The following is a 20,315-nucleotide window of genomic DNA, read 5'->3' as shown; positions in this document are numbered from 1 at the left end:
GGCTCGCTTCCAGCGGACGTCCCCCTTCGAACGGGGGCGTTTCCCTGGAGGAGGGCCGCCCGTTTTGTTGACGCTTCACCGAGGGCCGATTTAGGGTCCGCCGGAGGTGGGCGCCCGCTTGGCCGGCACGCGTCCCGGAGGCGTGATTCCCCCATGCAGACGTTCAGTCGGTGGCTGGTGCTCGCGACGGCGCTGTCAGGGGCCGCGGCCCATGCGGACGCCAACGACCTGGTCATTTCCCGTTTCGGCGTCGAACGCCGGGGCGCCACTTCCGTCATCACCAACACGGAGTTCGCCGAAGCCAGCGCGGACTTCCGTGCCTTCGCGCGCACGTTCGGCGCGGTGATGACGTCCGCGAACCTGATGCCCCCGCGCACCACGGGCCACTCGGGCTTCGCCTTCAACGCGGAGCTGTCCGTCGTGTCGCTCCCGGAGGACGTGCAGCTGCCCACGGAAGGCGCGCAGCCGGGCTCCGTGCTGGTGCCGTCCCTGCACGTGCGCAAGGGCCTGCCCTTCTCGCTGGAGCTGGGCGGGCGCGTGGGCTGGATTGAGAAGAGCAGCATGGTGACGGCCACGGGCGAGCTGAAGTGGGCCGTCAACGAGGGCTTCACGTACCTGCCGGACGTGGGCGTGCGCCTGCACGTGACGAAGCTCTTCAGCGCGCAAGACCTGGACCTGACCACCACGGGCCTGGACATCGGCGTGGGCAAGCAGTTCCCGCTGGGCGGCATGGTGACGGTGACGCCCTACGGCGGCCTGGACCTGAACTTCGTCAGCGCCACCACGCGCACGCTGGACTTCGACCCGAGCCGCAACCCGGCGGACACGGGGCTCAACGACTCGCGCGACGCGCTGACCAACACCGCGCCGTATTCGCGGGTGAACGCGGGCGACAACCTCACCCCGCGCTTCTACGCGGGCGCGCGCTTCATTGGCGGCGTGCTGCAGCTGGGCGCGGAGATTTCGCTCACCAACCTGGGCAGCTTCGACCAGGAGGGCGCCGGCAGCCGCGACCTGCCCTCCGTCTTCGCCTTCAACACCACGCTGGGCCTGGACTTCTAGTCAGCGCAGGGCCTCGCGGACGCGGCCCGGGCGGTTGGTGATGAGGTAGGACACCCCCAGGTCCCGCAGCTCGCGGGCGCGCCGGGGGTCGTCCACCGTCCACGCCGCCACGCGCAGGCCCGCGTCGTTCCACGCCGCCACGCGCTCCGGAGTGCACGCCTCGTGGAAGGGGTGCACCGAGTGCGAGGACACCAGCGGGCTCAGCGCGTACGCCTGCAGCGCCCAGGGCTTGTCCGGGTCGATGAGGAAGCCCCGGCGCAGCGTGGGCGCCACCGCCGCCAGCCGGAAGAGGCACAGCGGGTTGAAGCTGGACACCACCACGCGGCCCGCCAGGTCGCGCTCGCGCAACAGCCGCGCCACGCCCGCCGCCAGGCCGCCGTCGTCGAAGCGGTCGCACTTCAGCTCGATGTTGACCAGGAAGTGCTCCGGCAGCGCGTCCAGCACCTCTTCCAGCAGCGGGATGCACGCGGGGGCGAAGCCCAGGGGCGTGCCCACGTCCGCGCGGGAGAGCTTCCACCAGGGCGTGGAGCGGACCTCCCAGGGCTGCCCCGCCAGGCGGTCCAGGCGCTCGTCGTGGCACACCACCACCTCGCCGGAGCCGCACACCATGGCGTCCAGCTCCACGCCGTCAGCGCCCTGGCGCACGGCCTCCGCGAAGGCCTCCAGGGTGTTCTCGGGGGCGTCGGCGCTGGCACCACGGTGAGCGAGCAGGAGCATGGGCGCGCAGTGTGCGCTCAAACGCCCCCCGTGCGCAGCGCCGACGTGGCGGGCGCATACGGGGGTGGACACGCTGGCGCGACTTGCCTCGCGGGTGGGTTTATTGCAGTGTCCGACGCATGTTGGGCACCGGAGAGTTCCTCGTCCTCGGCTTCATCCTGCTGGTGGTCTTCTCGGCCGCCCGGATGGGGCAGTTGGGCAACGCGGTGGGCAAGTTCGTCTACTCGTTCCGCAAGGCGTCGCGCGGCGACGACCTGGTGGACGTGAAGCACCTGCCCCACTCGCGCCGGGGCAGCACCGACGCGGACTACACCGAAGGCTCCTCCAAGGACCGCCGCTCCTAGAACTCCTCCCCTGTCGGGAGCACCAACGGACCGGGCGGGGTACCGGGCGCTGGCGCGAGCAGCAGGCGCGCGGCCTGCTGCCTCAGGGCGGGCAGAAGCCCCGCGTCCTCCACCATCTCGCGCAGGTCCAGGGTGGAGAGCAGCGGCACCAGCTTCGCGCCCACCTCCGGTGGCAGGTACGGGTTGAAGGCCAGCGCGCGGCGCACCTTGTGGCGCACGGACCAGCGCGGCGACTTCCAGATTTCGACGAGCGGCTCTGGACGCGCGGGCCTGCGCGCCGCGATGCGCACCACCAGGTCCTCGGTGAGGCGCGGGTTGATGAGCACGTTGCGCAGCACGGCCGGGTTGCTCACGGTGGCCAGGCGCGACAGCACGTCCGGGTCGCGCGTGAGGCGGGCCTGCTGCTTCAGGTGGCCCAGCGACTGGCTGGCGGCCTGCGCGTCCGCACGGGCGGCGGCGTCCGCGTCCAGCTCCTTGCGCGCGGGGCCTTGGGCGAAGAGGTCCGCCACCGCCTCCAGCGACTGCACATGGGCCATGCGCCGGAGCGCCTCCACGTGGGGGATGTGCTCGGCCTCCTGGTCCAACGCGGCCAGGAAGTCCGACAGCACGCAGGTGGCGGGGGCCTGTCCGGAGCGGGACAGCGACAGCAGGTGGCCAATGAGCTCGTTCGTGTCGAAGGGCTCACGCCGGGCCAGCTCGCGCGCGGCGGCCTTGCGGCGCACGGTGGCGCCTCCGCCCAGGGCGTGCAGGTTGCGCGCGAGCACGCGGGCCTCCTCCAGCGTGGACATGACGGCTCAGCCTCCCGTGCGGTCCGCGGTGGGTTCGGAGGGGATGGGCTCCAGCGTCACCTCCAGCCGGAGTCCGGTGAGGTCCGCGGGGAACTCCTGGAACAGCACCAGGAAGGGCACCTTGCCGCCCGGCGGCACCGGCAGGGACGCCGCGTCCATGCGCTGACGGAGCGCGGTGGCGGCCTCACGCGTGGTGACGGCGTGGAGCTCCTCCGGAGTGGCCAGCGCGCCCGCGAGACCCTCCGTGGAGCGCACCCGCTGGTCGCCGTCGAAGAGGGCGGCGCGCACGCGCACGGCCGCGGCGGCGCCAGTGCGGTTCTCCGCCTCTCCGCGCACGACAAAGAGCATGCGGCCGTCGCGCGTCTCGTAGAGGCCGTTGGACACGTCGCTCGCGATGAACGGGCGGGACGCGGGCATCACCAGCGTGCGCAGGCGGTCCGGGGACAGCGTGGAGGGGTCCACCTTGCCGTCGCGCAGGTACATGGTGCCCAGCGCGCCCAGGGCCACCACCAACGCGGTGGCGATGGTGAGGTTGAGGACCAGCCCCGTCAGCTTCCGCGCGCGGCCGGGCATCCGCCGCTGGGGCATGCCCACGTCCTCGATGCGGGCGGAGGGCTTGGCCACCGTGACGGCCGGGCCCCCGCGCATGCTGGCCAGGTCCACCACCTCGCGGCGGGGCGTGGTGATCTTGAACGGGTCGCCGTCGTCGTACGCCGGCACGTCGCTCAGCAGCGAGATGCCGCCGGGCTCGTCCGCGCCCGCTTCAGCGGGCACATCCCCGAGCAGCGCGGCACGGCCGGTGTCGGAGGCGGCCATCCCCTCCTCGCCGGAGGCCCCCGCGCCGGAGAAGTCGAACAGGTCGCCCATCGGCTCCGGACCGACGTGGGTGTCCTCGGGGGCGTCCTCGGGCGCGGCGGACAGGTCCGGGGACGGAGCCGCCATGTCGATGGACGAGAACGGATCCTCGCTCTCGAAGCCCGGCGAGGGCGTCACCGGCCCCACCGCCGTGGCGCCGCCTGGAGCGGGCGCCTGGGCGACGTTCGCGGCATGGCGCAGGGACGCCGCGTCCGGGACCGCCGGAGCGTCGATGGGGAAGTCGAAGAGCGGATCCGGCGAGAGGTCCGTCGAACCGGCGGCGGCCAGCCCCGCGGAGGCCACGGGCGCGGTCCCGGGACGTGCCGCCCCGACAGGGACCGAGGCCAGGGGCATGCGCGCGACGGGGGCTCCCGCCGAAGGCATGGGGGCACGCGCGGGAGCAGCGCCCGACGGTGCCGGTCCGCCGGCCGGGAAGGCGCCAGGCCCCGGAGGCATGGCGGCGCGCGCCGGAGCAGCACCCGACGGTGCCGGTCCGCCGGCCGAGAAGGCGCCAGGCCCCGGAGGCATGGCGGCACGCGCCGGAGCGACGGACGGGGAGGCGCTTGGAGGAGGGGCCACCGCCCCGGGAGGAACCGGGCCCCTGGGCGCCGCGGGCCTCGGAGGTCCCCCCAGAGGCGCGGCCGCCGCGGAGAACGCTCCCGGTCCGCTCGGAGCCACGGCCGCCGGACGGGCCGCACCCGCGAGCGCCCCGGGAGGAGCGGCCTGGGGAGGCGCGAAGGCCCCCGGAGGCACCGGACGGGGAGCCGCAGCCGGAGGAGCAGGAGCCACGGCCGGCCGGGGAGCGGCCACCGGAGCGCTCGGTGCCGGCGCGTCCATCATGAAGTCCGCGAACGGGTCATCCAGGTCCGGCACGACCGGATTCGGGGGCGGCGGCGGGGCAGCCTGACGCCGGGACGCGACGCCCGGAACCGGCGTGGGCGGGTCGAACGGCATCATCGCCCCGGGGGCGCCCGGCGTGGCGGGGGCCCGGCCGGGGGCCGCTTGCGGGGCGTCCACGTCGATGTCCACATCCACGTCACCCCAGGACTGGACCTGGGACTTCACCGAGGGGGCGCCGGGCGCGTAGTACGCGGCACCCGGGCGGGTGACCTCCCCGGTGGGCTCCGGGGCGTCTCCGAACGCCTGGAACGGGTCCGGCGGCTCGGCCGGAGGGCCAGCGGGCGGGGGGGCGCTCAGGGCCGGCGCGGGCTCACGCGCGACCCGAAAGGTGTTCTGACATTTGGTGCAGCGGACCTTGACCCCTTTTTCCGTCACCTTCTCGTCGGGGATCTTGAACCGCGTCTGGCACTGTTCGCACTGGACGATCATGGGGTCGGGTCGGGGGGACTTGGAGCATAGGCCCACCCGGCAACCACCGCGAGTCGGGCCCGGGTAACTTGCTCGCTTCCAACCCCTTTGATACGAGGTTCGCCCCTTTGGAAATCAAGAAGTAAACCAGTAAATGCCAAGGCGCAGCCGGGGTCGGAGACGACAGACATGAGCGAGGCCGAGCAAGCAAACGCTCCTAGCAACACCAAGGAGCCGAAGATCATCAAGCGCTACACGAACCGGAAACTCTACGACACCGTGGAGAGCCGGTACGTCACGCTCGATGAGATCGCCGCGATGATCAAGGAGGGCACCGAGGTGCGGATTGTCGACAACCGCACGAAGGAAGACCTGACCTCCGTCACCCTCGCGCAGATCATCTTCGAAGAGGAGAAGAAGAAGAACCAGATGCCTCTGTCGGTGCTGCGGGAGATCATCCGCCACCCCGGCGAGTCCATCTCCGGGTTCATCCAGAAGGAGGTCTCGCCGCGCGTGGCCTCCATCCGCGAGGAGGCCGAGCAGCGGCTGGACAAGCTGCTGCGCCGTGAGGACGGCAGCCTGCAGGAGGCCCCTCCGGAGGCCCCCGCCGCCACGCCCGCGCCGCAGGCCGAGGGCAACGCCGCGAGCCTCAACCCGGCGGAGCTGCTCAAGGCCAGCCAGCGCGCCTTCGAGGACTTCCAGCGCCGCATCGACGAGCGCGTGAAGCAGGTCGTGGAGAACCTCACCGGCAACCTCCCCGCCCTGGGCCGCGACATGCAGGCCCTCGCGCAGCGGCTGGAGGAGCTGGAGAAGAAGCTCGACGCCGTGGAGAAGGGCGACAAGAAGGACACCAGCGCGCCCTGAAGCACCCGTGCCTGAACGCCGTGGCGCCCGTGACGAAGCGGGCGCCGGCGCTTCAGGCCACTTTCGGCCGGGTCCGCTTCCGCTTCGCCGGAGGGGCCCCGCCGTCAATCTCCGCCGCGATGGCCGAGAGCATCCGCGCCCCCGGGCTCTGGGGTGCGTACTCCCAGATGGTCTTCCCGTGGCTCTGCGCCTCGTCCACCTTGACGCTGTAGCCCAGCGGCGTGGCGGCGAGCGCGTCGGGGAAGTACGTCCGCAGCCGCTCCAGGATGGCCGTGGCCAGCGCCGTCTTGCGGTACAGCGTGGGCACCACCCGGGTGACGCGGAGGTCCGTGCGCCCTTCCGCCTCGCCCACCTGGCGCACCGTCTCCGCCAGCTCCGCGCACCCGTCCAGCGCCAGGTACGTCAGCGCCACCGGCACCACCACCTCCGTGGCCGCCACCAGGATGTTGCGCGTGGTGAGCCCCATGGACGGAGGCGCGTCGAACAGCACCATGTCGTAGCCCGCGGCTTCCGCTTCACGCATGCGGTCCGCCAGCCGGTGCGCGCGGCGCGGGTCCTGCGCCACGACCACCGGGAACTCCGCCATCTCCTTGTACGCGGGCACCACGTCCAGCCCGCTCACGCCCGTGGGGCGCACCACGGAGGCCAGGGACACCTCCGCGTCGGTGAGCAGGTGGAAGACGTTGCGCGGCAGTGTGCGCACGTCCAACCCCAGTGACTTGCCCGCGTGGCCCTGCGTGTCCAGGTCCACCAGCAGCACGCGGCGGCGCTGCTCCAGCGCGAGCCACGCGGCGGTGTTCACCGCGAGCGTCGTCTTGCAGGTGCCGCCCTTCTCGTTGATGAACGCGATGCGCCGCATGGCCGTGAGGGCTTGCCGCGCCCTACCCCTTCTTCTTCGAGGACGTGTTCGACACCAGCGTGTCCAGCTTGCCCTCGACGGACGCGAGCAGCTTCTCCAGGTCGTCCACCTTCGAGCGCAGCTGCTCCAGGTCCGCCGTGGACGGCAGGTTCATGGCGGACAGCGCCGTGCGCAGCGCCGCGTCCAGCGTCCCCTTCGCCGCGAGCGAGCGGGACACCAGCGTCTGCACCGCCGACACGAACTTCTCGTTGGAGAGCAGCTGCTGCGCGAGCTTGCCCACGCGCTCCTCGCCCGTCTCCACGAGCTTCTTCATCACCGGGTTGTTCTTGAGCATGTTCTTGGAACCGTTCAGGTCTGGCCCACCCCGGACACGGCATCTCGGCCGTCGGGACAGGCGGGACGTCAGGAAGAGGACGCCGCACTCTGGGAGGGGCCAACGCGACGTGTCAAGCAGGGCAACATTGGGGATTTCCGCTCGTGGACTCTCGTTGACTCTCCGGGAACCCATCCCTACGGTTCGCGCGCCCTCTATGGCCGGACTGCTCGACAAACGCCTGTGGATCGTCTCTGGCAAGGGGGGCGTGGGGAAGACGACCGTCGCCGCCGCCCTGGCCCTGGCCTCGGTGCGCGCCGGCCGGCGCACCCTGGTGTGCGAAGTGAACACCCAGGAGCGCGTCAGCCGCATCCTGGAGCTGCCCGAAGCCGGCCCGGAGGTGAAGCTGTTGGAAGAGAACCTCTGGGCGGTGGACGTGCGCCCCCAGGAGGCCATGCGCGAGTACGGCCTGATGGTCCTGCGCTTCGAGACCCTCTACAAGACGGTCTTCGAGAACCGGCTGGTGCGCTATTTCCTGCGCTTCATCCCGTCGCTCCAGGAGCTGGTGCTGTTGGGGAAGATCCTCTTCCACCTCCAGGAGAAGCTGCCGGACGGCCGCTGGAAGTACGACACGCTGGTGCTGGACGCGCCCGCCACCGGCCACGCCATCTCCTTCCTGAGCGTGCCGCAGGTGCTCCTGCAGACGGTGCCGCCGGGGCCCATGACGCGCGAGGCGCTGAAGATGCGCGACCTGCTGGTGGACCCGTCCGTCACCGCCGCGGTGCTGGTGGCGCTGCCGGAGGAGATGCCGGTGAACGAGGCGTTGGAGCTGCACGGCGCGCTGAGAGACCGGGTGCACATCCGCACGCACGCGGCGGTGCTCAACCAGGCCTTCCCCCAGCGCTTCACGGAGGCGGACCTGGAGGCGCTCGCGGGCCACCCGGAGCTGATGCGCGTGGCCCAGGCGCACCATGACCGCGCGTCGCAGGCGGTGCTCGCGGGCACGAAGCTGGAGCGCAACCTCCACGCGCCGGTGTACACGGTGCCCAGGTTGTTCGTGCCGCGCTTCGGACGAGACGCGGTGGAGACGGTGATGGGGCACCTGAACGCGATGGTGACGGGAGGCACGGGAGCATGACGGCGCTGCAAGCGGCGCTCGCGAACAAGCGCGTGCTCATCTGCGTGGGCTCTGGCGGCGTGGGCAAGACGACGGTGGCGGCCACGCTCGCGCTGCGCGCGGCAGTGGATGGCCGGCCCAGCATCGTGTGCACCATCGACCCGGCGAAGCGCCTGGCCAACTCCCTGGGCCTGTCCGGCCTGGGCAACACGGAGGCGGAAGTCCCCGCGTCCGTGCTGGAGCCCCTGGGCGTGAAGCCCAAGGCGGCCCTGCACGCGATGATGCTGGACATGAAGGCCACCTGGGACGACCTCATCACCCGCGTGGCCCCGCCGGAGCAGCGCGAGCGCATCTTCGCCAACCGCTTCTACCAGTCCCTCTCCACGGCCCTGGCGGGCAGCCAGGAATACATCGCCATGGAGAAGGTCTGGGACCTGCGCCGCAGCACGGACTACGAGCTGGTGGTGCTGGACACGCCGCCCACCGCGCACGCGCTGGACTTCCTGGACGCGCCCAACCGGGTGCTGGACTTCCTGGACAACGAAGCGGCCAAGTGGCTCCTCACGCCCGCGCTGAAGGCGGGCAAGGTGGGCCTGTCCCTCTTCAACCTGGGCGGCAGCTACGTGACGCGCGCGCTGTCGCGCTTCACCGGCACGGAGATGCTCCAGGAGCTGTCCTCCTTCATGCTGACGCTCTCCTCCATGAACGAGGGCTTCCGCGAGCGCGCCCGCGGCGTGCGCGAGCTGCTGGAGGACAAGACGACGGGCTTCGTGCTGGTGACGAGCCCCAATCCGGAGCGGCTGGACGAGGCCATCCACTTCCACAAGCTGCTCAAGCAGAACCGCATGGAGATGACGGCCATCGTGGTGAACCGCGTGCACCCGCTGCCCACCCAGGCGCAGTGGGCGGACGCGGCCACGCTGACGCCCACCCGCCGCGCGAAGGTGGAGGAGACGCTGCGCGAAACCCAGGTGCTGGCGCAGCAGGACCTGGAGGGCCTGGCGCAATTGCGCGCGGCCTGTCCGGGCACGCCCCTCATCCAGGTGCCGCGCTTCGGGCTGGATGTGCACGACCTCACCGCGCTGTGGGGCACCGGCCGCTACCTCCTGGGCGACGACGTCCTCGCCTGAGCGCCCTCCCCCACCCCGCGTGACGCGCCGAAGGCTCGCCGGAGGCTCGGAGACCCCGGGCATTTCCGGCGCGCGGGGGCGTTCATGCCGGGCGGACGGGCGACTGAGCACCGGAGGCCTTCCCGCATTAGACTGGCGGGCTCCGGAAGCACCGCGGAAGCGCACTTCCGGGAACCTGGCGGGTCGCCGGGGTGTCGATGTCCGGGGCCGCACCGGGTGACGTGGGCGTCCGGATGGGAGCGAGCTGCATGCACGGCAGGAAGCGGATGGAGTCAGCCGGAGTCGCCCGGCGGTGGCTGTGGGTGGGCGTGTTGGGCCTGGGCCTGACGCTCACGGGCTGCCGCACCACGGGCGCGGGAACGAAGCCGGACGCCACGGCGAACAAGCAGGTCGTGGAGTTCGACCCCGTCACGGTGACGGCGGACCTGGAGCTGGACAAGCTCAACGACGAGGAGCTCTTCGCGGGCGGCACCTCCGCCTTCGCCGCCAACGACTTCAAGCAGGCGGCGCGCTACTTCGGCCGGCTCGCGGACTTCCACCCCAACAGCCAGCACCGCCGGCAGGCCCTCTACAACGCGGGCCTCGCGCACCAACGACTCAAGGAGTGGGACGACGCCTACGGGCGCTTCGCCGAACTGGCGGAGCCGGAGAAGGGCCAGGGCGACGCGCTGGACGCGTCCTTCCGCGTGGCGGAGTCGCTCTACCACCTGGAGCGCTACGAGGAGGCGGTGAAGCTGCTGACGACGCTGGCCGCGCGCGCGGACCTGCCCGCGGGACGCCGCATCGAGGCCCAGGTTCAGCAGGGCATCTGCCAGGTGGAGGCCGGCCGCACCGACGACGCGGAGGGGACACTGCGCAAGGCGCTGGCCGCGTATGACGCCCTGCCGGACAAGGCGGAGGTGGAGGACTACTTCCCCGCGCAGGCGCACTTCTTCGTCGGCGAAATCTACCGGCTGCACTACGAGGCCGTGAAGCTGGAGGCCAGCCGGGGCAGCGACGGGCTGGCGCAGGACCTCAACTACAAGGCGGAGCTGCTGTTGTCCGCGCAGGGCCACTACCTGCGCGCCATCCGCGTGGGCAACGGCTACTGGGCCACCGCCGCGGGCGCGCAGATTGGCGCCCTGTACGAGAACCTCCACGAGCACATGGTGAACTCGCCCACGCCCCCGGAGCTCAACGCAGAGGAGGCGGAGGTCTACCGCCAGGAGCTGCGCAAGAAGATCCGCGTGCTGCTCACCAAGTCCATCAACATCTACGAGCGCACGCTGGAGGCCGCCGAGCGCATCGGTTCGCAGAACGCCTTCGTGGACCGCACCCGCCAGAGCCTGGAGAAGGTGAAGACGCTCCTGCTCGCGGACGCGGACGCCGACACGGAGTCGGAAGGGGTCTCCGTGCCCATGCCCGCCTCCAACGCGGGCGCGAAGCACCGCTAGCGCCCCTCGCCGGCCATGGAACCGCTCTTCACCCCGGAGCAACTCGCAGACATCCACGCCTACCACCAGCCCTATTACATCCGGGCGGCGGTGGACCCGCTGGTGCGGCTGGCCCTGTCCGCGCTCATCCTGGCCGTGCTCGTGCGGCCCGTGTACCGGGGGGCGACGGCCGCGGCGGCTTCACTGGAGCGCAGGTTTGGCGGCACGCTGCGCAAGGCCCCGGTGAGCCGCGCCTTCTTCAGCGCCATGGACCGGCTGTGGGGCGAGCCCGGCTGGGGGGCCGCGCTCCTCTTCGCGCTCTTCATCGACCTGGCCACCCAGCTGCTCTACGCCCCCGCGAACGTGTACTTCTTCTACGTGCTGGAGCACCGGCACGGCCTGTCCAACGACACGCCCGCGACCTTCGCGTGGATGTGGTTCAAGGGCACCCTCGTGGGCGCCATCGCGCTGACGGCGCTCGTGATCGGCCTGTATGGCCTGGCCCGCCGCGTGCGCAGGTGGTGGCTGGTGCTGGGCGTGCCGGTGGCCCTGCTGATGCTGGTGGCCGCCGCCCTGGACCCGTACCGCGCCCGCCTCTACTACGAACAGACGCCCTTGCAGGAAGGGCCGCTGCGCTCGCGCATCACCGAGCTGATGCGCAAGGCGGACATCACCTTCTCCGACGTGGTGGTGGAGAAGACGTCCGTGCAGTCCAAGCGCATCCAGGCGTACTTCGCCGGCCAGGGCCCCACGCGCACCATCGTCCTCAACGACGTCATCCTGAGTGAGTTCGCGGAGGACGAAGTCCTGGCCGCAGTGGCACATGAGGCGGGCCACGTGAACGAGCCCCGCTGGCCCGGCCGCATCTTCTCGTCGCTCGCGCTGCTGGCCCTGCTCTTCCTCATCGACCAGTTGCTGCGCCTGTCCGCCCGCCGGGGCTGGTGGGGCATCCAGCGCTCGGGCGACATCCGCACCTTGCCGCTGATCTCGCTGGTGGTGTTCCTCCTCATCACGCTCGCGGCCCCCGTGGCCGGAGCGCTCTCCCGCGAGCGCGAGCGCGAGGCGGACCGTTACGGCCTGAACCTCACCGGCGACTCCGGCGCCTTCCGCCGCATGCTGGTGAAGGCCGCCCGGGTGAACAAGATGGACCCCGAGCCGCCCCGCTGGGTCGTGCTCAAGGGCATGAGCCATCCCCCCATCGGGGAACGGCTCACCGCGCTCGACGCGCCCTGAAGCCACTTTCAAGAAGCCGCCGGTGGATGGGCCTCCACTCCACTCCCCCTCGCCATCCAGGCCCACCCTCCGGCCGGCCGCCCCCGGACCGCTCCCCAACTGTCCGGTGGCACATCCGTCTTGAAACGTCTCTCCCGTCAACCGCTCACGTCGGCGGAGCGCCCTCCTTCAGCTTCTCCACCGCCACCAGGGTGATGGCCTTCACCAGGGCCTTCGCGCGGCGTCCCGCGGACGTCTCGCCATGAGGGTCGACCTCCACCGCGTTGGCGATATCCGTGAAGCCCTGCCGCTCGCCCCGGCGCAGGTGCAGCTCGCCCCGGCCCGTCAGCGCCACGGGGTTGCGCGGGTCTCCGGTCAGCGCGTGCGTGTACTCGGTGAGCGCGTCCTCCACCCTCCCGAGCTTCTGGTACACGGTGCCCAACGCCGCGTGCGCCGCGGAGTCCTTCGGGTTCCCCTCGACGAGCCCCTCGAAGAGGATGCGCGCCTCCTCCATCCGGCCCGCCGCCGCCAGGTCGCAGCCCACCTGCGCGATGGCCTTCGCCTCCTCGAAGGTCATCCCCTCCACCTCCGCCCAGGTCGTCTCCCCCCGCGCGAATGCCTTCAGCCTGCGCGCCGTGCCGATCTCCATCGTCAGTCCCTCGCCGCCTTCGTGCTTGATGATGCGTCCCATGGCGGCCCTCACGCGCTGCGCAGGTTGGAGATGGCCGTCTTCGCCATCTCGTTGAACTTCGAAGACATGTTGCTCATCAGGTCGAACATGGCCTTGCGCTTCTCCATCAGCGTCTGAAGCCGCAGCTCCAGCTCCTGCATGCTCGTGTCCAGCTTCGCGCCACGCGCCTTGTCCGAGTCGCTGGTGCCCAACGTGGCGCGCTCCTCGCGGGCGCTGGCCATCTCGTTCATCACGTCCAGCAGCTCGTCGTCGGTGTCCTCGGTGATGCCCATCAGCAGGGCCTGCACCTTCTGCTCGATGCTCAGGTTCGGGTTGTCCACGATGTCGCGCGCCCGCGAGCCGCCCGTGCTCCGGCCGCTGCCGCTCGACGCCTTCGGCACCGAGTCCAGCTCCGCGTCCAGGTCCTGCCAGCTGGTGACGCCGTCCCGGCCGCCGCCCGCCGCCATCTCCAGGCGGTGCCAGTACTCCGGGTGGTCCGTGAAGAACTGCGCGGCGCGCTTGAGCGTGGAGGACGCCGCCGGGCTGTCCAGCACCGCCTCCAGGTCCGCCATCGTCAGCTTGCCGTCCTTCGTCCCCTTCGCCGTGTCGAAGGTGTCCCAGTTCTCGTCCAGCACCTGGAGCGCGTCGGCGTACTCCTTGAGGTCCGGATCCACCGCCCCCGAGCCCCCGCTGCTCCCCGGCCGCCCCGTGCCCCCCGTGCTTCCGCCGCCCTGGCCCGGCCGGCCCGACACGCCACCATCCGTGCTACCCGTGCCGCTGCCCGGCCGCCCCGTGCCGCCAGTGCCCGGCCGCCCTGCCCCGCTTCCCGGCCGGGCGCCACCGCCGGTGGTGGGCGGCGCGCAGTCCGAAGGCGGAGGCGCGCAGTCCGAAGGCGAAGGAGACGGGCGGCCCGGCCGCTCCGGACGTCCGTACTTCGCGAACTCGCCGGCCAGCCGCTTGGACTCCTGCTGGAGCCCCACCAGCTCGATGCGGTCATCGTTCAGGCCCGGCAGCTTCAGCATCAGGAGGCTCTTCTTCGCCGTGTCGACCTGTTCGAAGAAGCCGCGGTTGTCGACGAGGAACTTCGCCGCGTCCCGGAGCGACGGCGACACGTTCTTGTCCTGCGAGATGCGCTGGAGGTCCGCGTGCGACAGCGAGCCGTCCTTCTTGCCGTCCAGCAGGTCCAGGTAGCCGAAGTTCGCCTCCAGCGTGCGCAGCGAGTCCGCGTAGTCCAGCAGCTTGGGATCCAGCGGGCTGCGGCTTCCGGAGGTGCCTGCCGCCTGCGAAGCGCCGGCCGAAGCGGAGCTCGCGTAGCCCGCGCCCGCCTTCGCCGCGTTCTGGGGCGCGCAGTACTCCGTCTTCGCGGATGGATTCTTCTTCAGCTCATCCGCCACGCCCAGCGCGCCGCTGGCCGCCATCATCACGTTGCCGGTCATCACCCCCGCGGCCGTCTTGATGGAGTTCGTGAGGACGGGCGGAAGCCCCAGGGCGTCCCCCGCCAGGTCGGTCACGGCGGCCATGGGACCGCCCAGCAGGTTCGCCACGCCTTTCAGGATGTCGAGCATCGATACTCCCGCGCGACGGGTTGAAGTGGGTGCTGCCAGGTGCCGCGCGCCGTCTCTTCGGACGCGGACAGGCATTGCAGCGGCGGTGCCGGGCACACCAGCGAGCGGGGCGAGTCGAAACGCGGGGTTGGCCCGAGGGGGCCGCCAGCCGCGTCCCCACCCACGGACGGGTCGGTCCGCGGCGGAGGATTGCGGCTAGAGTCCCGCGCCCATGCGCACCTTCGGGCTCGACTACGGCACCAAGACCATCGGGGTGGCCGTCTCGGATGGACTGGGGCTCACTGCCCAGACGGTCACCACCGTGCGGCGCACGTCGCTCAAGGGGGACCTGGCGGAGCTGTCCCGGCTCGTGAAGGAACACGAGGTGACGCGCTTCGTCCTGGGGCTGCCCCTCAACATGAATGGCTCGGAGGGGCCCCGCGCGGAGGCTTCGCGCAAGTTCGCGCAGGTGCTGGAGAGCGCGACGGGACTGCCCGTGGAGCTGTGGGACGAGCGGCTGTCCACCGTGGCCGCCCAGCGCACCCTGTTGGAGGCGGACGTGCGCCGGGAGAAGCGGCGGGAGGTCATTGATCAGCTCGCCGCGCAGTTCATCCTGCAGGGCTGGCTGGACGCGCACCGCCCCAAGGGCGACGACGGCTACGACGACAACTACGACCCGGAGGGCTGAGCAGCACCTCCGGGAGTCGCTGAGGACTACGGCTGGCGCCGGTACACGTGCAGCGGCGCGGAGAAGCCGTCCTGCTCCTGGTACGCCACGCCGTCGAGCGTCAGCGTGCGCCCATCCAGCTTCACGCCCGGGTCCTTCACCAGCTTGCCGCCGTCGAAGCGCACCAGCACGTCCGGCCGCGCGTCCGCCAGGCGCTGACGGAAGGTGTCCCAGCGCACGCGCGCCATGCGCATCTCCGGCAGCGTGGAGAAGAAGGCCACCTGCAGGTCCATGTAGCTCGGGTCATCGTCGATGGCCGCCGCGCCGCCGTTCGCCGCCACCTCCTCCTTGAGGAAGCGCGCCACCTGCATCACCGCCACGGGATTCGTGGACGTGGGGCTCACCGGGCGCAGCGAGTCGTGCAGCCCGCCCTCGGTGCGGAACGTGTAGATGCCCAGCGCCACCGGCATCACCACCGCCAGCACCGCGCTCACACCCACCACCGCGCGGCGCGCGAAGGGCCCCTTGTTGCCCACCAATGCCGCCAGACCCGGCGCCATGAACACCGGCAGCAGCACCAGCTGCGTCACCGTGAAGCGGGCCAGGGGCACGAAGCTCAGCAGCACCGCCGCGCGCAGAGTGAAGTACAGCGCGGGCACCACCGCCATCACCACCAGCCAGCGCGTCTCCGGGTGCTTCTTCCACGCGCGCACCATGCCCACCCCGCCCAGGAGCGCCACGCCGGGCGTCAGCGTGAAGAGCGCCACCGCGGGCCAGAACCCCAGCTGCTGCAACCGCCAGCCCAGCGCGCCCCCCGCACCACCCGAGTCGGCCACCCACTGCTTGTGGAAGTCCTCCACCGCCTTGATGGGGAAGAACGGGTCGCCGTGCGCCAGCTCGTTGCCCTGCATCCACAACAAGGGGAACGGCAGGCACACCAGCCCGAAGCCCACCGCGCGCGTCAGGGACGCCACCCGGTCCTCGCTGCTGAACACCAGCGCCACCGTGATGAGCGGGATGTACAGCCACGCGTCGTAGCGAAGCGCGCACGCGAAGTTGAGCAGCACCGCGCCCCAGAACAGCGGCTGGAAGCGGTTCTCCTCCACCCCTTCCGCCACCAGCGCGAACACCGCCAACATGAAGAAGAGCGACACCGACTCGCTGCCCGCGGTGGTGGAGAACTGCAGATGCATGCCCCACGCGCTGAAGGCCAGCCCCGCCGCCACGCCCGCGCGCCAGCCGAACAGCCGCCGCGTCAGCGCGAACAGGGGCACCACCGACGCCACTCCGAACAACAGGCTCACCAGCCGGCCCGCCACGTCGCGCTCGAACACCGACAGCACCGCGCCCACCAGGTACAGGTGCAGCGGGCCGAACTGATACGTGCCGTCCTTGTAGGACGTGATGACGTGGGGGTCGGCGAGCCACCGCTCCGCCAGCTCCGTGCGCACCACTGCGTCACCGAAGAGGTTTTCGTTGATGAAGAACACCCCCAACCGGGGGAGCAGCGCCGCTACGAGCAGCAGACCCACCAACCACCGGATGGACGGCTCGGGCTGGGGTGCGGGCACCGCGGACAGACCGGGCACGGCGGAGGGAGGGGAAGCAAGGGCGGCGGGACTCGAAGCGGGAACCATGGCGCGCGCGAGGATACGCAGGCAGGGCTCAAAGCCAAGCCAGCGTCCCTCCCTCCTGCCCGATGCCCGCCCGCCTGCCCCGTGCTTCCTCGGGAATCACTTCCCCGGGCAGCGTGTGATTCGCGCCGTTACGCACCCTTCTGGGCAGGACGGAACCGGTGCGCCGGCCGTCATGCCGACATGTGGAGCGGACACGGACGCCGCCCCACAGTGAGGGCCTGCCTGGACGGGGCGTCCTCCAGCGGAAGCCCAAGCGTCGGGAAGTACGCGCTTGGGTGAGGTGGGACCGGACACATCGCACCGGGGGGGCTCCTCCCAGCGCGCGTCAGGGTCCTTATAATCGAAGTGCCTTTTCACCCCGTGGAGGAGGGCGGCTCCCCTCCTACACGAGCCGAACGCGCGGTCCCACTCCGCGGCGGGGTCCCGAAGGGGCTGAAGCATCGCGATTGTCGTCGCCTGGGACCTCTTCGGAGTGGGTGTGGAATGGCCTTCCAGCCCTCCAGGTTCACCATGTTGGCCCCCCGGAAGCACGCGACCGTTCGCGTCCTCCTGTGAGGCTACGAGGGAGAGACATGAAGGACGCTGAGAAGGGCTCGTGGGTCTCCAGGATCGCCGCGTTCCAGGACGTGAAGACCTACGCGGAACTCAACTGGGAGGGCTCTTTCGAGGACTACCTCGAAATCGTCCGCAAGAACCCCAAGGTCACCCGCACCGCCTTCCAGAGGATCTACGACATGATCCTCAGCCACGGGAAGTCGGAGTACATCGACAACAAGAAGAAGCTCACCCGCTACCACTTCTTCAGTGACGAGCGCTTCGGCGGCCGCGACGCCATCTTCGGCCTGGACGTGCCGCTGATGAAGCTGGTCAACGTCTTCAAGTCCGCGGCGCAAGGCTACGGCACGGAGAAGCGCGTCATCCTCCTGCACGGCCCCGTGGGCTCGTCCAAGTCCACCATCGCCCGCCTGCTCAAGAAGGGCATGGAGGAGTACTCGAAGACGCCGGAAGGCGCCGCGTACACCTTCTCCTGGCTCACCGACAAGAAGCAGCCGGACGGCACGGTGACCAAGGAGAAGATGAAGTGCCCGATGAACGAGGAGCCCCTCAACCTCATCCCCCGTGAGTGGCGCGACAAGGTCTTCTCCGAGCTGTCCCCGCCGGAGTCCGGCTACACGATTCCGAATGGCTGCGAGCTGTGCCCCGCGTGCCGCTTCGTCTTCAAGGAGCTGATGACCCAGTACGGCGGTGACTTCGCCCAGGTCATGGGCCACATCCACGTCAACCGGCTCATCTTCAGTGAGAAGGACCGCGTGGGCATTGGCACGTTCCAGCCCAAGGATGAGAAGAACCAGGACTCCACCGAGCTCACCGGCGACATCAACTACCGGAAAATCGCCGAGTACGGCTCCGACTCCGACCCGCGCGCCTTCAACTTCGACGGCGAGTTCAACATCGCCAACCGCGGCGTCATCGAGTTCGTCGAGGTGCTCAAGCTGGACGTCGCGTTCCTCTACGACCTGCTCGGCGCGTCGCAGGAGCACAAGATCAAGCCGAAGAAGTTCCCTCAGACAGACATCGACGAGGTCATCATCGGGCACACCAACGAGCCCGAGTACAAGAAGCTCGAGAACAACGAGTTCATGGAGGCCTTGCGGGACCGTACGGTGAAGATTGACATCCCGTACATCACCAAGCTGGCCGAGGAAGTGAAGATCTACGAGAAGGACTTCAACTCCCGCGCCATCAAGGGCAAGCACATCGCCCCGCACACGCTGGAGATGGCCGCCATGTGGGCCGTCCTCACGCGCCTGGAGGAGCCCAAGAAGCACAACCTGTCGCTCCTGCAGAAGCTCAAGCTCTACAACGGCAAGACGCTCCCCAACTTCACCGAGGACAACATCAAGGAGCTGCGCAAGGAGTCCGTGCGCGAGGGCCTGGAGGGCATCAGCGCCCGCTACATCCAGGACAAGATCTCCAACGCCCTGGTGAGCGACAAGGGCGAGGGCTGCATCAACCCCTTCATGGTGCTCAACGAGCTGGAAGCCGGCTTGAAGACGCACTCCCTCATCAACACCGAGGACGCGCGCAAGCGGATGAAGGAGCTGCTCACCACGGTGAAGCAGGAGTACGAGGACATCGTCAAGAACGAGGTCCAGCGCGCCATCAGCGCCGACGAGGACGCCATCGGCAAGCTGTGCGGCAACTACATCGACAACATCAAGGCCTTCACCCAGAAGGAGAAGGTCCGCAACAAGTACACCGGCATCTACGAGGTGCCGGATGAGCGCTTGATGCGGTCGATTGAAGAGAAGATCGACATCCCCGAGAGCCGCAAGGACGACTTCCGCGGGGAGATCATGAACTACATCGGCGCGCTCGCCGTGGAGGGCAAGACCTTCAACTACCGGACCAACGAGCGGCTGCACAAGGCGCTGGAGCTGAAGCTGTTCGAGGACCAGAAGGACAGCATCAAGCTCAAGAACCTGGTGTCGTCCGTCGTGGACAAGGAGACCCAGGAGAAGATCGACCTGGTGAAGGACCGGATGATGAAGAACTACGGGTACTGCGAGATCTGCTCCACGGACGTGCTGAACTTCGTGGCCAGCATCTTCGCCCGCGGTGACGCCAAGGAGTAACGCGATAGCGCCTTGTCCAAGAGGGACGTGACACCGTGACCTTGAAGATCCACCAGGACCACTCCCGCTTCAAACAGATCGTCCGCGGGAAGATCAAAGCCAACCTGCGCAAGTACGTGCAGAAGGGCGAGATGCTGGGCAAGAAGGGCAAGGATGCCATCAGCATCCCCATCCCCTTCATCGACATCCCGCGCTTCAAGTACGGCCACAAGGAGCAGGGCGGCGTCGGACAGGGAGACGGTGAGGTGGGTCAGCAGCTCGGCCCCGGGGCGGTTGAGCCCGGGGACGGGCACCAGGCCGGCCAGGGCGAGGGAGACCACGCCCTGGAGGTGGACGTCACGCTGGAGGAGCTGGCGCAGATCCTTGGCGAGGAGCTCCAGCTGCCGCGGATTGAACGGCGGCAGAACGAGCGCATCGTCACGCAGAAGGTGAAGTACACGGGCGTGAACACCACGGGCCCGGAGTCGCTGCGCCACTTCAAGCGCACCTTCAAGCAGGCCCTGAAGCGTCAAATCGCCACCGGCACCTACGACCCGAAGATGCCGGTCATCATCCCCACGCGCGAGGACCGGCGCTACCGCAGCTACAAGCTGCAGGAGCTGCCGGAAACCAACGCGGTCATCATCTACATGATGGACGTGTCCGGCTCGATGGGGGACGAGCAGAAGGAGATCGTCCGCATCGAGAGCTTCTGGCTCGATACGTGGCTCAAGCACCAGTACAAGGGCCTGGAGTCGCGCTACATCATCCACGACGCGGTGGCGCGCGAAGTGGACCGCGACACGTTCTTCCACACCCGCGAGTCCGGCGGGACGATGATCTCCAGCGCGTACAAGCTGTGCCGGGACATCATCCAGGCGGACTACCCGAAGAGCGCGTGGAACATCTACCCGTTCCACTTCAGCGACGGGGACAACTGGAGCGCGGACGACACGCGCCAGTGCATCGAGATGCTCCGCAACGACATCCTCCCGCAGGTGAACCAGTTCGCCTACGGGCAGGTGGAGTCCCCCTACGGCAGCGGGCAGTTCATCAAGGACCTGCGCGAGGCGGTGGGTGACACGAACAACGTCTCGCTGAGCGAGATCGCGGACAAGGACGCCATCTACGCCTCCATCAAGGACTTCCTCGGCAAGGGGCGCTGACACCAGCGCTTCTGTCTCATCCCCCACTGGAGCCA

General features: G+C 69.8%; 18 protein-coding genes. 10 read left to right on the top strand and 8 right to left on the bottom strand.

What is annotated here, in order from left to right; all coding sequences use genetic code 11:
* Window positions 1–153 precede the first annotated feature (153 nt).
* Window positions 154–1,062 carry a hypothetical protein gene (locus D7Y04_RS22405; RefSeq protein WP_121760651.1) on the top strand — a complete coding sequence of 303 codons (909 nt, stop codon included), beginning with the start codon at window positions 154–156 and terminating at the stop codon, window positions 1,060–1,062.
* Here D7Y04_RS22405 and D7Y04_RS22400 read toward each other — a convergent pair whose 3' ends face one another.
* Complete coding sequence (locus D7Y04_RS22400) at window positions 1,063–1,779, bottom strand: glycerophosphodiester phosphodiesterase family protein (RefSeq protein WP_121760650.1); 717 nt, start codon at window positions 1,777–1,779, stop codon at window positions 1,063–1,065.
* 119 nt (window positions 1,780–1,898) lie between these two features.
* Between D7Y04_RS22400 and D7Y04_RS22395 the strand changes: the two genes are divergently transcribed.
* Entirely contained in the window at window positions 1,899–2,123 is a 225-nt protein-coding gene (locus tag D7Y04_RS22395; protein ID WP_120599786.1) for a twin-arginine translocase TatA/TatE family subunit, read from the top strand.
* On the opposite strand, the gene D7Y04_RS22390 is transcribed toward D7Y04_RS22395, so the two are convergent.
* Window positions 2,120–2,911: a hypothetical protein gene (locus D7Y04_RS22390; RefSeq protein ID WP_121760649.1), complete on the bottom strand. Its 792-nt coding sequence runs from the start codon at window positions 2,909–2,911 to the stop codon at window positions 2,120–2,122. The genes D7Y04_RS22395 and D7Y04_RS22390 overlap by 4 nt on opposite strands.
* A gap of 6 nt (window positions 2,912–2,917) precedes the next feature.
* Window positions 2,918–5,095 carry a zinc-ribbon domain-containing protein gene (locus D7Y04_RS22385; RefSeq protein WP_121760648.1) on the bottom strand — a complete coding sequence of 726 codons (2,178 nt, stop codon included), beginning with the start codon at window positions 5,093–5,095 and terminating at the stop codon, window positions 2,918–2,920.
* Between the two features lie 168 nt (window positions 5,096–5,263).
* Between D7Y04_RS22385 and D7Y04_RS22380 the strand changes: the two genes are divergently transcribed.
* Window positions 5,264–5,938, top strand: a complete 675-nt coding sequence (locus tag D7Y04_RS22380; protein WP_120599663.1) for a polyhydroxyalkanoate synthesis regulator DNA-binding domain-containing protein — start codon at window positions 5,264–5,266, stop codon at window positions 5,936–5,938.
* A 52-nt stretch (window positions 5,939–5,990) separates the two neighbouring features.
* Here the strand turns inward: D7Y04_RS22380 and D7Y04_RS22375 are convergent, their stop codons facing one another.
* A complete protein-coding gene (locus D7Y04_RS22375; protein ID WP_121760647.1) occupies window positions 5,991–6,797 on the bottom strand; it encodes a ParA family protein in 807 nt (268 codons plus the stop codon).
* 22 nt (window positions 6,798–6,819) lie between these two features.
* Window positions 6,820–7,131 carry a hypothetical protein gene (locus D7Y04_RS22370; RefSeq protein ID WP_120599661.1) on the bottom strand — a complete coding sequence of 104 codons (312 nt, stop codon included), beginning with the start codon at window positions 7,129–7,131 and terminating at the stop codon, window positions 6,820–6,822.
* A gap of 196 nt (window positions 7,132–7,327) precedes the next feature.
* Here D7Y04_RS22370 and D7Y04_RS22365 point away from each other — a divergent pair, with 196 nt between their 5' ends.
* The 4 genes from D7Y04_RS22365 (at window position 7,328) to D7Y04_RS22350 (ending at window position 12,002) form a co-directional block, all read left to right on the top strand.
* Window positions 7,328–8,248, top strand: a complete 921-nt coding sequence (locus tag D7Y04_RS22365) for an ArsA family ATPase (RefSeq protein ID WP_014399115.1) — start codon at window positions 7,328–7,330, stop codon at window positions 8,246–8,248.
* Complete coding sequence (locus tag D7Y04_RS22360; RefSeq protein ID WP_120599660.1) at window positions 8,245–9,357, top strand: ArsA-related P-loop ATPase; 1,113 nt, start codon at window positions 8,245–8,247, stop codon at window positions 9,355–9,357. Before D7Y04_RS22365 ends, D7Y04_RS22360 begins: the two co-directional genes overlap by 4 nt.
* 248 nt (window positions 9,358–9,605) lie before the next feature.
* Window positions 9,606–10,790 (top strand): tetratricopeptide repeat protein, encoded by a 1,185-nt coding sequence (locus D7Y04_RS22355; RefSeq protein ID WP_121760646.1) that lies wholly within the window; start codon window positions 9,606–9,608, stop codon window positions 10,788–10,790.
* A gap of 15 nt (window positions 10,791–10,805) precedes the next feature.
* Window positions 10,806–12,002 (top strand): M48 family metalloprotease, encoded by a 1,197-nt coding sequence (locus tag D7Y04_RS22350; RefSeq protein ID WP_121760645.1) that lies wholly within the window; start codon window positions 10,806–10,808, stop codon window positions 12,000–12,002.
* Between the two features lie 145 nt (window positions 12,003–12,147).
* Here D7Y04_RS22350 and D7Y04_RS22345 read toward each other — a convergent pair whose 3' ends face one another.
* Entirely contained in the window at window positions 12,148–12,672 is a 525-nt protein-coding gene (locus D7Y04_RS22345) for a tetratricopeptide repeat protein (RefSeq protein WP_120599657.1), read from the bottom strand.
* A gap of 8 nt (window positions 12,673–12,680) precedes the next feature.
* The gene (locus D7Y04_RS22340) at window positions 12,681–14,216 is read right to left on the bottom strand and encodes a hypothetical protein (protein WP_121760644.1); all 1,536 of its coding nucleotides are present in this window, start codon (window positions 14,214–14,216) and stop codon (window positions 12,681–12,683) included.
* Between the two features lie 211 nt (window positions 14,217–14,427).
* Here D7Y04_RS22340 and ruvX point away from each other — a divergent pair, with 211 nt between their 5' ends.
* On the top strand, window positions 14,428–14,883 hold the full coding sequence (gene ruvX, locus D7Y04_RS22335) for a Holliday junction resolvase RuvX (RefSeq protein ID WP_120596426.1): 456 nt from the start codon (window positions 14,428–14,430) through the stop codon (window positions 14,881–14,883).
* 26 nt (window positions 14,884–14,909) lie between these two features.
* On the opposite strand, the gene D7Y04_RS22330 is transcribed toward ruvX, so the two are convergent.
* Window positions 14,910–16,499, bottom strand: coding sequence for a glycosyltransferase family 39 protein (locus D7Y04_RS22330; RefSeq protein ID WP_121760643.1), 1,590 nt, complete (start codon window positions 16,497–16,499; stop codon window positions 14,910–14,912).
* A 572-nt stretch (window positions 16,500–17,071) separates the two neighbouring features.
* Between D7Y04_RS22330 and D7Y04_RS22325 the strand changes: the two genes are divergently transcribed.
* Window positions 17,072–19,135, top strand: a complete 2,064-nt coding sequence (locus tag D7Y04_RS22325; RefSeq protein WP_120575832.1) for a PrkA family serine protein kinase — start codon at window positions 17,072–17,074, stop codon at window positions 19,133–19,135.
* A gap of 35 nt (window positions 19,136–19,170) precedes the next feature.
* Complete coding sequence (locus tag D7Y04_RS22320) at window positions 19,171–20,280, top strand: DUF444 family protein (RefSeq protein ID WP_120575833.1); 1,110 nt, start codon at window positions 19,171–19,173, stop codon at window positions 20,278–20,280.
* Window positions 20,281–20,315: the final 35 nt, after the last annotated feature.

The sequence above is a fragment of the Corallococcus sp. AB038B genome (genome assembly GCF_003668955.1).
Lineage (GTDB): Bacteria > Myxococcota > Myxococcia > Myxococcales > Myxococcaceae > Corallococcus > Corallococcus exiguus.
This window is presented reverse-complemented; position numbering and strand designations above follow the sequence as displayed.

Coding starts and splice junctions, on each gene's coding strand:
- D7Y04_RS22405 (WP_121760651.1), top strand. CDS start 154: ATGCAGACGTTCAGTCGGTGGCTGGTGCTCGCGACGGCGCTGTCAGGG.
- D7Y04_RS22400 (WP_121760650.1), bottom strand. CDS start 1,779: ATGCTCCTGCTCGCTCACCGTGGTGCCAGCGCCGACGCCCCCGAGAAC.
- D7Y04_RS22395 (WP_120599786.1), top strand. CDS start 1,899: ATGTTGGGCACCGGAGAGTTCCTCGTCCTCGGCTTCATCCTGCTGGTG.
- D7Y04_RS22390 (WP_121760649.1), bottom strand. CDS start 2,911: ATGTCCACGCTGGAGGAGGCCCGCGTGCTCGCGCGCAACCTGCACGCC.
- D7Y04_RS22385 (WP_121760648.1), bottom strand. CDS start 5,095: ATGATCGTCCAGTGCGAACAGTGCCAGACGCGGTTCAAGATCCCCGAC.
- D7Y04_RS22380 (WP_120599663.1), top strand. CDS start 5,264: ATGAGCGAGGCCGAGCAAGCAAACGCTCCTAGCAACACCAAGGAGCCG.
- D7Y04_RS22375 (WP_121760647.1), bottom strand. CDS start 6,797: ATGCGGCGCATCGCGTTCATCAACGAGAAGGGCGGCACCTGCAAGACG.
- D7Y04_RS22370 (WP_120599661.1), bottom strand. CDS start 7,131: ATGCTCAAGAACAACCCGGTGATGAAGAAGCTCGTGGAGACGGGCGAG.
- D7Y04_RS22365 (WP_014399115.1), top strand. CDS start 7,328: ATGGCCGGACTGCTCGACAAACGCCTGTGGATCGTCTCTGGCAAGGGG.
- D7Y04_RS22360 (WP_120599660.1), top strand. CDS start 8,245: ATGACGGCGCTGCAAGCGGCGCTCGCGAACAAGCGCGTGCTCATCTGC.
- D7Y04_RS22355 (WP_121760646.1), top strand. CDS start 9,606: ATGCACGGCAGGAAGCGGATGGAGTCAGCCGGAGTCGCCCGGCGGTGG.
- D7Y04_RS22350 (WP_121760645.1), top strand. CDS start 10,806: ATGGAACCGCTCTTCACCCCGGAGCAACTCGCAGACATCCACGCCTAC.
- D7Y04_RS22345 (WP_120599657.1), bottom strand. CDS start 12,672: ATGGGACGCATCATCAAGCACGAAGGCGGCGAGGGACTGACGATGGAG.
- D7Y04_RS22340 (WP_121760644.1), bottom strand. CDS start 14,216: ATGCTCGACATCCTGAAAGGCGTGGCGAACCTGCTGGGCGGTCCCATG.
- ruvX (WP_120596426.1), top strand. CDS start 14,428: ATGCGCACCTTCGGGCTCGACTACGGCACCAAGACCATCGGGGTGGCC.
- D7Y04_RS22330 (WP_121760643.1), bottom strand. CDS start 16,499: ATGGTTCCCGCTTCGAGTCCCGCCGCCCTTGCTTCCCCTCCCTCCGCC.
- D7Y04_RS22325 (WP_120575832.1), top strand. CDS start 17,072: ATGAAGGACGCTGAGAAGGGCTCGTGGGTCTCCAGGATCGCCGCGTTC.